Raw genomic sequence first — 12,565 nt, forward strand, 5'->3', positions numbered from 1 at the left:
ATAATTATGACCGTTAGTTCAAAATTATTGACGAAAGGTTTTGTCTTGCGCTATAACTATTCATAGAGAACATGTTTAGTTTCGAGTTTCGAGGAGGTATTGAAATGTCTGAACGAATCATTCGGGGAATAGCCCGCGCCAGATGGGCCGTCCTGATCGGCTGGCTGGTGATTACTGTCGCTTCCATGTTTGCATTGCCCGATCTTGCGGCAATTGTCCGTCAAACCGAGCAGAAGTTTATTCCGGCCGATTCCGAATCCGTCGTAGCCAAGCAGCTTATGGAGCGGATCAATCCGGAAACAACCACCAAATCCAGTGCGATCCTCGTTTATTCCCGCGAAGGCGGCATGACAGCGCAGGACCGCGATTGGCTCAAGGCCAAAGCTGCCGAGCTTGCACAGCTTAGCGGCAAGGATGGTTTCAAGTCGGTACAGTCGGCTTACGAAACGCCGGAGCTAGCTGAGAAATTCCGCAGCAAGGACGGCACAACCGAGCTGCTTATCGTCGGTTTCAGCCGAGCAGATAATGATGCGCTCACTCAAGAAGCGGTTGATCTTCTTACCGCGAAAGTAAAAGGTGCTCCGAGCGGAAGCAAGGTAGAGCTCACAGGGAGTGCCCCAATCGGGAAAGATTTTCAACAGAGCTCAGAGGAAGGATTGAAGAAGACGGAGCTGCTCACCGTAGCGCTCGTGCTCGTTATTCTTCTGCTTGTTTTCCGTTCGCCGGTCGCCCCGTTCATCCCGCTTATTACGATTGGCATTTCCTTAGTCATCACACGCGGGCTCGTTGCACTGGCCACGGATTACGGCATGCCGGTCTCTTCCTTTACTGAATCCTTCCTGATCGCCGTCTTGTTCGGTGCGGGAACCGATTATTGTATCTTGCTTATCCAGCGTTTCCGCGAGGAGCTCAGCCATGACGGTGACAAGGTAGAAGCACTTGTAAGAACGATGCGGACCGTTGGCAAGACCGTTGCATTCTCCGCAAGTACGGTATTCGTTGCGTTCTTCCTCATTGGTTTCGCCCAGTTTGGCCTTTATCAATCCGCCGTGGGCGTATCCATCGGCGTTGCCGTTACGCTCATCGCAGGACTTACCTTAACGCCTGCCTTGTTGATGATCTTCGGTAAAGCCGCCTTCTGGCCGAGCAAAGTTGCAAGCGGTCAAGGCCATGGCGAGTCGAAGCTGTGGGGGGCAATGGCTGCTTTGGCCGCACGCAGACCTGTAGCCATTCTGGTTGTCACCGTTCTGCTGCTTACGCCAATTACGTTCCTGTACCATGGCAAACGGTCCTTTGACGATTTGGCAGAAATTAATCCACAGCTCGGCTCCGTGCAAGGCTTCCGTCAAGTGGAGCATGCCTTCGGTGCCGGTGAAGTATTCCCGCTTTCCGTCGCGCTGCGATCCGAGGAGTCGATGCGCAATCCTGCCGCACTGGCCGCTCTCGAAACGGCAAGCGCGAATGTAGCAAAGCTAAGCGGTGTAAAAGAGGTACGCAGCGCCGTAAGACCGCTCGGCGAGCAGCTCGCGGACCTGACGGTCTCGAACCAGCTGACACAAACCTCAGACGCGCTCCAGAAGATGAAGGATGGCGTCGATCAAGTAGCAGGCGGCCTGCTTACGGCCGGCGACTCGATCACGAGCAGGCAAGTTGATATTCAGAAGCTGACAGATGGCTTGCGGGCGATGGCCGCCCGCACCTCTGAAGCTCAGAGCGGGCTGCAGCAAATCTACGGCGGCATGCAGCAGGCGTCTCAAGGTGCCGGCCAGCTATCCGGCGGACTCAAGCAGAGCGCCGAAGTTTCCGGCTCCATGAGCCAAGATTTGCAGGCCCTGCTGAAGAAATATCCGGAGCTGAAGAATGAGCCTGCTATGCAGCAGCTGCTAGGTAAGCAGCAAGGCCTTTCCGGAGGATTAAACGACCTCTATGCCGGTGCATCTAAGCTGTCAGCAAGCTTCACTCAACTGAATCCCGGCATAAACAAGGTTGCGGGCGGACTTGGCCAATTGGCTGACGGTCAATCCCAAGCTGCGGACGGTACAGCCAAGCTCGGAAGCGGACTTCAAGCGCTTACCGGCGGCTTGAAGGACGGGGCAGCAGGTCTTGGCGACATCTCGAAGGGACTCACATCCGTGAAGGACGCGCAAAGTACGATTGGGGACAGTCAGATTCCGGGCTGGAATCTTCCTCAGGAAGCGCTCGATAGTCCCGAACTGAAGCAGGCGCTCGATTACTATATATCCACGGATGGGGAAACCGCTAAGATGGAGATTGTCCTCTCGGTCAACCCGTATTCTCCTGAGGCGCTGACAACGGTTGATCAGATTCGGGAAGCGCTGAATCACAGCTTCGAAGGAAGTGCCATTGATGGAACGAAAGTCTATCTATCCGGCACATCGGCACAAATTTCGGAGTTGAAGGATATTTCGAAGAATGACTTCACGCGAACAGGTGCCTATGTCTTAATCGGTATTTTCATCGTATTGATGATTCTGCTGCGTTCCATTCTGGCACCGCTCTATGTGCTGCTCTCCCTTGGCTTTAACTTCCTGATCACCATGGGCATCGTCGAGTTCATATTCGTTCAATTGCTCGGCAAGGAAGGCTTGTCGTGGAGCGCTTCGTTCTTCGTCTTCCTCATTATCGTTGCGCTTGGCGTCGATTACAGCATCTTCCTCATGGCTAGATTCAAGGAAGAATATCGACCGCGGGGCATTACGTATGCGATGACTAAAGCGATGTCGACGACAGGCGGCGTTATCATTTCCGCTGCGGTCATTATGGGCGGCACGTTCGCAGCCCTTATGATGTCCGGCGTGAATACGCTCTTGCAAATCGGCGCAGGTATCGTAATTGGTCTAATCCTGTATGCGACTGTCTTTATGGGTCTTGTCATTCCCGCACTTGCGAATCTGTTTGGTGAAGCTAACTGGTGGCCGTTCCGTCAGCGAACTGCACCTCAATCAGAAACAGCGAAGACCAAGGATGAAGGAAACAGCCCGCGTTACAAAGAGCAAACGTCCGAATAAGGTACAAAAAAGCTGTATCCGCCCCTTCTGAAGGTGTCGGATACAGCTTTTTATTGTTTATATGGATGATTCTGCTACAGCTCGTTTGGCCGCTTGATGCGTATACGCAAACAGCTCCATAAGCTCCATGTGCTGCACATATTCAATCGCACCTCTGGCTTCTTCCGAAATGGTCCCGCTCTCTTGCAGCGCAATCATGCTTGTGAGTGCCGGAGCTTGCCAGCGTACTTGGCGTTTCATCGTTTGCAGTGCGTCACGAATGGCGCCTTCCTGCAGATCTCCTAATATGACGCTGTTCTGCAGCCAATCCGCTACTCGTGATTGCAAGCTCTCCATCGCCGGATGGGCGCCTGCATTGCTGAACCAGTAGTTCGCATTGGAGAAATCACCTTCCATCCGGTGCATAATGCCATGCCAGTAGCAGCCCGTCGGGTCGTCTTCAATTTCTTGGGACTGTTCATGCGACGCGTCCAAGCTTTCGTTAAGCAAATGCAGTCCGGCTTTGAGCGCGATGAGCGCAGGTGCCGCGGATTTCGGAGTCCCGGCAGAAATTAAAGGTAAAGCGGCTATTTCTTGATCGAGTGCTGCATCCCATACCCGTTGTGGAGACAGGGCTTGCATGGTCTGACGCGATTCCAATTGTTCGATGATTAGCGCTAATGATTTCTTCAAGCCGCATCCACTCCTTCAACAGTTCGTAACGCCAATCACTTCCATGAGTGGACTCTATTGTAATGGATGCCCTCCAAAAATTCAATGAGAATATGCCTATTTATCCATACGGCCCGCGCGGATGAAATCCAAGCAGCCGAGTGAGCCGTGGATTATCCTTCGCAGCCTCAATAACATGCTGCGGCATCGTATAGGTAATGAACGGATAGAAGCGCTGTGATACCCAGCGGCGACCGTAAGTTACCTGTTGAACCATCCGTATTTGACTGCTTTCATTGCGTGCGCCGCGATGCCAGGTCTGGCCGTTGAATAGCAGCATATCTCCTTTCTTGGCGATAATCGAGACCGGTCCTTGACCGTTATAGATCGGCGTTTCTTTCGGCGAGGCCGGGTGCCTGCCGCTTCGGTGACTGCCCGGGACAAGCTGCGTCGGCCCCATATCTTCAGTCACATCAGTCAAATAGTACATCGCTGTAAACATAAAGCATGGCATCTGAATTCGCGGGTCCAGCTCTGCCTCTTCAGGCATCGGAAAGAACAGATCCTCATCCACATGCCAGAAATCAATGCCGGTACCCGGCGTCGTGTACAGTCCGTTATTGGAGAACATATGACAGTTTTTGCCGAGCACCGCTTCAGCAAATGCCACTGTCCGCTCCTCGTCGATCAACTGCAGAAACAGATTGTTTCGTTCAAACATTTTCGTGCGCAAATTGGCGCCGTAGCCGTCAGGCTCCGTCGTTTTAAATTCATGCTCAAATGTCTCGCGATAAGTATCCACTCGTTCTTCGTCCAGCATGTTTCGAATAACCGTGAATCCATTACGGTAGAACTCTTCCAGATGGCCTTGCAAATCGAATGCCTCCTGCTTTGGCGATGCTGCGCTCATGCCTTTCCCTCCCTAAGTTCTTGTTCTTCATTCTCCATTGAAGACGGTTCTGCTATAGTAAACTTATTACACGAACAACCGCGCTCGATTGGGTAATTTAACGAAAAGGTTGGACTTTCTGACAGCTCGGAGGGGCAACGTATGGATCATTATGTGAACCAGCAGTTTATGGATAATCCTTCATTTCCGTTTCGGGCATTTCGAGCTCCCGTCACCACAGATTATGAGCTGCATACGCATGATTTCGTCGAAATTATCTATGTGACTGAGGGCCAAGGCGTTCATTTATTTCAAGATCAGCAGTTCCTCATTCGCGAAGGGGATATCTTCATCATCCATCGCCATATTCCTCATGGCTACAAACGTCTGCCGGGCACGCCGCTTACCGTGAACAATATTATTTTCGATTCCTATTATTTCGAGCAGGAGCTCTCTCATATGGCCGGTGTCACGGCATTCATCGATTTCTACTACGTGGAGCCCTTTCTTAGAGAGAAAACAAGTAATCAGTCCGTGATGAATATCGGCAAGCTGGACCGAATGGAGGCGCTGGCCATCCTCGATCGGCTTGTTTATGAAGACACGAATCGTGAAGCCAATTATGAGCTGATGGTCAGAGCGCATATGATGCAGTTATTCATCTATCTAAGCCGCTGCTACGAGCGATCGTTGAAGAAACCGATGACTGCGTCTGCGTCAAGTGACGAGGATGCGCTCATTCGGAATGTTTGCGACTTTACGAGGCAGCATTACGCGAAGCCGCTGAGCTTGCAGCAGCTTAGCACCTTATGTAACCTTAGCCAAACGGCATTCACCACCAAATTCAAGCAGCATATTGGCATGACTTTTATCGAGTTCCGCAACCATATTCGCTTGCAAGCAGCGAAGAAGCTGCTGGAGACGACGTCCGGCAAAATCATGTCCATCGCGCTTGAGGTTGGCTTCGAGGATTTAAGCTTCTTTAATCGTATGTTCAAACGGCAATTTGGAATAACGCCTAGCGCATACCGAGCCGAGTATTGGCGACATTCTTCATAATAACAAAAACAAGCTCCCAGACCTCTTCGGCCTGGGAGCTTATCTATGATAGAAGAGCTTATTTGCTATGCAGTACTTCAGGCGTAGTCAGTTTATCGTAGAAATCAACCGACTTGTCCTTGTCATCGGAATTGCGAAGTGCCATTGCGGAACGAGGGTGCTCGTCCAACATACCTGTAATCATATAAGGAATAATATAGCCCCACTCTTCTTTTTCACGAAGCGTAATCATGTACTTCTCGATCATATCCAGCACCGGACGCACATTGTACTTCGTGTTCTTCAGATGAGCGACAAGCAGTTCAGTTGGGCAGTTGCCTGCAGCGCGGCCCATACCGTATACGGAAGCATCCAGGAACTCGACGCCTTTCTCAACGGAAACGAGCGTATTGGCGAATGCAAGCTGCATGTTGTTGTGCGTGTGTACGCCTAGGCGTTTGCTTGGCAGGTACTTCTGGAATTTGCTGACCAAGTAGTTGAAGTCATTCGGATCCAAGCTGCCATAGGAGTCAACCACGTATACGACGTCGACTACACTTGCTTCGATCAATTCGAATGCTTCTAACAATTGATTCTCCATTACATTGGAGAGCGCCATGATGTTCAATGTTGTTTCGTAGCCGCGGGAGTTGAATACGTTAACCAGCTCCAGCGCCTTCGGCACGTCTTGAATATAGCAAGCTACGCGGATCAGATCGAGCATGCTCTCTTCGCGTGGAAGAATATCGTTCTCATCTACCCGTCCGATATCGACAAGTGCAGAGAGCTTCGTATTCAGCTTCTGCGGGATGACTTTACGAAGGAAGTCGTCGTCCAGGAAACGCCATGGACCAGCATCTTCAGCGCCTTTCAACAGCTTCGGCGAGTTTTTGTACCCGATTTCCATATACTCGACGCCAGCTTCATTCAGCGAGTTGTACAGATGCTGAACGAACTCAACGCTGAAATCCCAGTTATTCACGAGTCCGCCGTCGCGGATCGTGCAGTCGACGATTTTACAATGACTTTTTTTCGAAGCATTCATAGCATTGTGTCTCCTTTTTAGCCAGATCTTGTCTTTTCTACTCATAATACTTGATATTGGCTATGAACGCAAAGTCATTTTTGTCAGAATTGCACTACTCTTCGGATTATAAGGCGCGGAAGGATTTCTTCGTGCTGATCATCGTTTGATCTAATTTATCGCTTAATTTCTCCAGCATGGACGCCAGCTCCGACGATCTGGAAATGAGTTGATGCTGCTCATTGGAGCTGCCCGTCACCATCTTGACGCTGCCCGTTAATTCGGCGGACATTCGGGAGATTTCCTCAATATTGACGCTAAACTGTTGCGTGCTTGCCGACATTTGCTGGGAGGCGCCGGAAATATAATGAATTTGCTCTGCGACGGTTTTAATGGATCTCATAATACGTTCGAATGCGGCTCCCGCATCACAGACGGCTTGGTTTCCCGAAGCTACTTCGTCAATGACTTGATCCATCGATTGAATAGAAGCACGGTTATTCGCCTGAATGTCTTGGACGAGCTCAGCAATTCGCTGGGCCGAAGCGGTGGTTTGTTCAGATAGCTTGCGAACCTCATTCGATACGACCGTGAACCCTCTGCCATGCTCGCCAGCCCGCGCCGCTTCGATTGCCGCATTCAGTGCCAGCAGACTGGTTTGGGATGCGATGTCCGTAATGATGCTTGTTATATCATCTATTTCTTGCGATCGCTGACCAAGCAGCTTCACTTTGGTTGCGGATTCTTGAACGGCATTGCTCGTCGATGTCATCTGCCTGACGGCCTTCTGAATGGCATCATTCCCGTTATCGGCCTCTGTAGCGACCTCACTCGAGAAAGTAGACACCGTAGCTGACGTTTCGGCAATCGTATGAATATCTCGGATCATCTCTCCGATCACTTTCTTACCTGTTTGTGCCCCATGCTCCTGCAAGTTCACCGTTGCATCCACCTGCTGCATCGCTTGTACGATATCTCCTGCCAGAAGATTGAGTGTGGCCGCGTTGCAGCTAAGCTCCTTGGAATTCATGAGCACCTGGTCCGATGTTTCCGTCACGTTCTCGATAATTTGTTTGACCGCTGCTTGAATTTTCTGCTGTTGGGCCGATTCCAGTGCGTTGATGAACGCTCTGCGCGTCACAATTTGATAGGTAACGGCGCCGATAAACAAGATGACAAACACGATGTGAATGGAGACCATGGCCAGCGAGTAATCACTGGTGCCGTAGACGAGCTCAGGGAAAGACAAGAATCCGAGTACATGCTGAAGTGCGAAGATGACGGTGCTGATGAGAAGCATGGCAATGAGGTCGTAGTACAAAATGATGGCGAGTACCATAAAGATGGAGAAGTGGTATTCCACCATGCCGTTACCGCCTGCGATGATGGATATACTGCTGAAGGTGAGCGACAGCGTCATGAGAAGCGGAACGGTCTGCTGATCCTCTTGTAAACGCATGCAAAATCCGGCAAGCAATAAGAAAATAATAGGTAGTGCGAAGAAGGTTTGATTAAGGAAGGCCAGAAGCATAGAACCATTCAGATCTGGTTGATGATCATGGTGCATGGAAAAACCGAGCCAATCGAATGCGTGTACCAGAAGCGATAGAAGTACAATAATTGCAGAAATGAAAAGCATGACACGGTTTTTCTCCCTAAGCATACAACAAGCCTACCTCCTAATATTTGTATACATATAAAAAGAGTCCACCCGTGTTAAGGATGGACTCCTTTTCACTCGGTAACCTGTCCACCATGGCATCTGTTTCGATGCTTTAGGCCTAGGCTTTGCGTCCCAACATTTCCATTGGTTTGCCTTTGTCATATGAATAAGTAGTTGGATTACTATTGTTTTAATTAGGTTAACATGGTTAATTATAGGAGAGAAAAGCACTACTTGTACATAGCGTATTTTGTAATGTTTTGTCGAATTTGTCAGATCATCTCTTCCGCTTTCACGACTTCATCGAACTTGGCAGCTGTTATAAGCCCGCTGCGGATTGCAGCCTCGCGCAGTGTAAGTCCTTCCTTATGAGCAGACTTCGCAATGGCTGCCGCATTCTCATAGCCGATATGAGGATTAAGCGCCGTTACGAGCATCAGCGACTCGTTTAGATGCCGGGCAATGGCTTCCCGATTCGGCTCAATGCCAACCGCACAGTGCTCATCAAAGGAGCGGATCGCATCACTGAGAATTCGGGTCGACTGCAGGAAGTTGTGAATGATGACAGGCTTAAACACATTCAGCTCGAAGTTTCCCTGACTGGCCGCGAAGCCGATTGCCGCGTCATTGCCCATGATCTGACAGACGACCATGGTCAGCGCCTCACACTGCGTCGGATTGACCTTCCCCGGCATGATGGAGCTGCCCGGCTCGTTCTCCGGAATACGAATTTCGCCAATGCCGCAGCGTGGGCCGCTTGCGAGCCAGCGAACGTCGTTTGCGATCTTCATTAAATCCGCGGCGAGCGCTTTAATCGCGCCATGAACGAAGACAATCTCGTCATGGCTCGTCAGCGCGTGGAATTTATTCGGCGCACTTATGAAGTTCTTGCCTGTGAGGCGGCTGATCTCCGCCGAGACTTTCTCACTAAAGCCTGGCGGGGCATTCAGGCCTGTTCCCACGGCAGTTCCACCGATCGCAAGCTCACGCAGCTCCTCCCGGCTTGTTCGAATATTCCGCTCCCCTTTCTCCAGCATCCGAACCCAGCCGCTGATCTCTTGGCCAAGTGTAAGCGGTGTGGCATCCTGCAGATGGGTGCGGCCGATTTTGATGACATCCATGAAGCTTGCACTCTTCTGCTCCAATGTGGATTTTAGCTGCGTAATAGCCGGCAGGACGAGGTCTTCTACCGCAATCAGCGCAGCGATATGCATAGCGGTTGGGAAGGTATCGTTAGAGCTCTGCGAGCGGTTGACGTCATCGTTGGGATGAACGGCTGCCGCATGCCCCTTCTCCTCCAGCAATTGTGCCGAGCGTCTTGCGATCACTTCATTGACGTTCATATTGGACTGCGTGCCGCTCCCTGTCTGCCATACGGCAAGCGGAAACTCATCCTGCCACGTCCCCGCAATCACTTCATCCGCTGCAGCTGCAATAGCTTCAGATTTTTGGGCATCCAGCTTACCCAAGCTTCCGTTCACGGTTGCTGCCGCTTTCTTCAGATAAGCAAAAGCGGTTATTAACTCGCGCGGCATCTTCTCCGTCCCGATCCGAAAATTGTGCAGACTTCGCTCGGTTTGCGCTCCCCACAGCCGGTGCGCTTCAACCTGTATCTCACCCATGGAATCCTTCTCAATGCGAAAATCGTTCATCGCGACTACCTCCTCATGCGAATTGGTTCGGCTTACTCTCTATATAACCTATGAAAGAGGCGATGCATCTACGAGCATGCATCGCCTCTTTCCCATGATTGCCTATTTGCTATCTCGTAATACGGCTTCTACAGCTAAAACTGACTTCTCAGCTCCGGCGGCAGCTCCCGGCTCTTGCGCGTGTTCGAATCCATCGTCACGCATGTAACGGCTGCATCCCCGCACAGTTCGCCTTTCTCATTCACGATCTCCTGTTTGAGTACATAGCTGCTCCGCCCAGCCCGCTCCGGCGTTGTCGTAACCGTCAACCGATCGCCTTGCCTGCATTCCTTACGATAGTTGATATTGATATTAACCGTCACCGTTTGAACACCCATGGCGAGTAACACATCATAGTGCAAGCCTGCCTGCTCATACCACGCTTCCCGTCCCCATTCGAGGTATTCCAAATACTTGGCATTATTGACATGCCCGTTCACATCGATCTCCGTCGAACGGACAATTAGCTCCAGTTTCGCTTGCATCGATCCTCACGCTCCTCCATTATCTCAGCTGCCTCTTACATAACCAGCCCTAGTTGCCTTCATGTTAGCGGGCGATTGTATGTATGTCAAAGGGGTAGAGCGTAGCTTTCCATTGGCTCTCAGTGCCAAAAATCACGCCGATCTGCAGCTGAGAGTCAATAAATCGAACTCTCAGCCTTCTACTAACTAGAATCTCCACGCGAAAGATGCTGAGAGTCCAGAAATCGAACTCTCCACGCCAAATTCACACCGATCTGCAGCTGAGAATCGAGAAATCGAACTCTCAACTTCCAAACCAACTAGAATCTCCAAGCGATTGATGCTGAGCGTGCGAAAAACGAACTCTCAGCGCCAAAATCACACCGATCTGCAGCTGAGAATCGAGAAATCGAACTCTCAGCTTCCAACTAACCTTAATGCTTTGCTGCTAGACGTATGAGACAGGCACAACTCCGAGAACTCTTAGTCGGGATTCTAACGAATCCTGGAAGCCTTATTTGAGCAAAATGACTGGGTTTGAAGTTCTAACGAATCCTGTAGGTCTTATTTCGGTTAGAAATACCTTATTTAGCTGCATTCCCCTCAAATAAGACCTTCACGATTCGTTAGAATTAATTAGTGGTGATTTTCGAGCAAATAACGCTCTCACGATTCGTTAGCCGTATCACCGACAACAATCAGCATAGTTGCTACTGCTGTTGGGGTTGGGGTTGGGGTTGGGGTTGGGGTTGGGGTTGGGGTTGGGGTTGGGGTTGGGGTTGGGGTTGGGGTTGGGGTTGGGGTTGCCGATGGCACAGCAGCTGACATTGCCGCGCTTCCCCCTTAATTGCACACCATCATGCGCAGCAGCTATCACCATCTCCAAAACAGCAAAAAGACCGCCCTCTCCGTACTTGCCGGAGAGAGCGGCCTGTCATTCTACCACTCCGCGAACGAGCCGTCATCGTAGGCTAGTCGTGGGGTGTCCCAGTCGCCTGCGTAGCTGCGTTCAATGAGCGCTTCTTCATTAATTTCGATGCCAAGGCCAGGTCCTTGCGGGATAGCAACATGACCGTCAATCACTTCAAACGGCTTCTTCAAGTAGCCTTCTCCGAGGTCCCATTTCTCCGCCATCGACGGATGCTCTTGAATCAGGAAGTTCGGCGTACAAGCATCCAATTGCAAGCAGGATGCAAGCGAGATCGGCCCAAGCGGATTGTGCGGCGCGATGGACGCATAGTAAGTCTCCGCCATGGCAGCGATCTTGCGTCCTTCGAAGATCCCGCCGGCATGGCACAGATCAGGCTGCACGATCGCTACTGCGCCTTTCTCCAGCGCTTCACGGAAGCCCCAGCGCGTAAACAGCCGCTCACCTGTTGCGATCGGAATGCTGGTCGATTGGGCAACGCGCAGGAGCGAGTCCACATTCTCAGGCAAGCAAGGCTCTTCGATAAACATCGGATAATAAGGTTCGAGCGCCGCGGCAAGGCGAATCGCCATAGCTGGGCTGACGCGACCGTGGAAGTCGATGGCAATGTCTATACCACTGCCTACAGCTTCACGTGCTGCAATGAATTTGTTCACTTGACTCTCTACGAAGGCCAGTGAATCGACTTGGCGAACCGGCGCGTCTACACCTGTTTTGATCGCGTTGAAGCCCGCTTCCACTCTGCGTTTCGCACTGGCCGCGAACGCTTCCGGTGTTTCACCGTGGCAGTGACAGTACATGCGGATTTTATCGCGCACTCTGCCGCCAAGCATCTCATAGACAGGCATGTTGTAGAACTTGCCTTTAATATCCCACAGCGCCTGCTCGATCCCGCTTATCGCACTTACGAGTACAGGACCGCCGCGGTAGAAGGTTCCCCGGTACATGATTTGCCAATGATGCTCAATGCGAAGCGGATCTTCGCCGATTAGATAACGTTTCAACTCTTCAATGGCTGTAGCTACTGTAAGGGCACGTCCCTCGACAATCGGTTCCCCCCAGCCTACAATGCCTTCATCGGTCTCGATCTTCAGAAACAGCCAGCGAGGCTTCACATGATAGAGCTTCAAATCTGTTATTTTCACAGCTTCCTATCTCCTTTACGTCCATACTGGTTTCGTTGAGCAG

The 12,565-nt window shown here is 51.1% G+C and carries 9 protein-coding genes and 1 riboswitch; of the genes, 2 read left to right on the forward strand and 7 right to left on the reverse strand.

Annotated elements, in window-relative coordinates; translation table 11 throughout:
• Nucleotides 1-104 precede the first annotated feature (104 nt).
• The gene (locus AC506A_RS20410) at nucleotides 105-3,029 is read left to right on the forward strand and encodes an MMPL family transporter (protein ID WP_495462859.1); all 2,925 of its coding nucleotides are present in this window, start codon (nucleotides 105-107) and stop codon (nucleotides 3,027-3,029) included.
• Between the two features lie 57 nt (nucleotides 3,030-3,086).
• On the opposite strand, the gene AC506A_RS20415 is transcribed toward AC506A_RS20410, so the two are convergent.
• Both AC506A_RS20415 and AC506A_RS20420 read right to left on the reverse strand, forming a co-directional pair.
• Nucleotides 3,087-3,701 carry a hypothetical protein gene (locus tag AC506A_RS20415; RefSeq protein WP_495462860.1) on the reverse strand — a complete coding sequence of 205 codons (615 nt, stop codon included), beginning with the start codon at nucleotides 3,699-3,701 and terminating at the stop codon, nucleotides 3,087-3,089.
• A 100-nt stretch (nucleotides 3,702-3,801) separates the two neighbouring features.
• Nucleotides 3,802-4,590, reverse strand: a complete 789-nt coding sequence (locus tag AC506A_RS20420; protein ID WP_495462861.1) for a phytanoyl-CoA dioxygenase family protein — start codon at nucleotides 4,588-4,590, stop codon at nucleotides 3,802-3,804.
• Nucleotides 4,591-4,731: 141 nt separating this feature from the next.
• Here AC506A_RS20420 and AC506A_RS20425 point away from each other — a divergent pair, with 141 nt between their 5' ends.
• A complete protein-coding gene (locus AC506A_RS20425) occupies nucleotides 4,732-5,628 on the forward strand; it encodes a helix-turn-helix domain-containing protein (protein WP_495462862.1) in 897 nt (298 codons plus the stop codon).
• Nucleotides 5,629-5,686: 58 nt separating this feature from the next.
• Here the strand turns inward: AC506A_RS20425 and AC506A_RS20430 are convergent, their stop codons facing one another.
• The 5 genes from AC506A_RS20430 to dgoD all read right to left on the reverse strand — a co-directional run bounded on the left by AC506A_RS20430 (nucleotide 5,687) and on the right by dgoD (nucleotide 12,522).
• Nucleotides 5,687-6,652 (reverse strand): aldolase catalytic domain-containing protein, encoded by a 966-nt coding sequence (locus AC506A_RS20430; protein WP_495462863.1) that lies wholly within the window; start codon nucleotides 6,650-6,652, stop codon nucleotides 5,687-5,689.
• Nucleotides 6,653-6,758: 106 nt separating this feature from the next.
• Nucleotides 6,759-8,294 carry a methyl-accepting chemotaxis protein gene (locus AC506A_RS20435; RefSeq protein ID WP_495462864.1) on the reverse strand — a complete coding sequence of 512 codons (1,536 nt, stop codon included), beginning with the start codon at nucleotides 8,292-8,294 and terminating at the stop codon, nucleotides 6,759-6,761.
• Nucleotides 8,295-8,368: 74 nt separating this feature from the next.
• A riboswitch (cyclic di-GMP riboswitch) is annotated at nucleotides 8,369-8,458 on the reverse strand.
• 108 nt (nucleotides 8,459-8,566) lie between these two features.
• Complete coding sequence (fumC, locus tag AC506A_RS20440) at nucleotides 8,567-9,946, reverse strand: class II fumarate hydratase (RefSeq protein WP_495462865.1); 1,380 nt, start codon at nucleotides 9,944-9,946, stop codon at nucleotides 8,567-8,569.
• Between the two features lie 134 nt (nucleotides 9,947-10,080).
• Nucleotides 10,081-10,470, reverse strand: coding sequence for an acyl-CoA thioesterase (locus AC506A_RS20445; RefSeq protein WP_495462866.1), 390 nt, complete (start codon nucleotides 10,468-10,470; stop codon nucleotides 10,081-10,083).
• Between the two features lie 918 nt (nucleotides 10,471-11,388).
• Complete coding sequence (gene dgoD, locus AC506A_RS20450; RefSeq protein WP_495462867.1) at nucleotides 11,389-12,522, reverse strand: galactonate dehydratase; 1,134 nt, start codon at nucleotides 12,520-12,522, stop codon at nucleotides 11,389-11,391.
• Between the last annotated feature and the right edge of the window lie 43 nt (nucleotides 12,523-12,565).

Source organism: Paenibacillus sp. N22P23, from assembly GCF_059383735.1.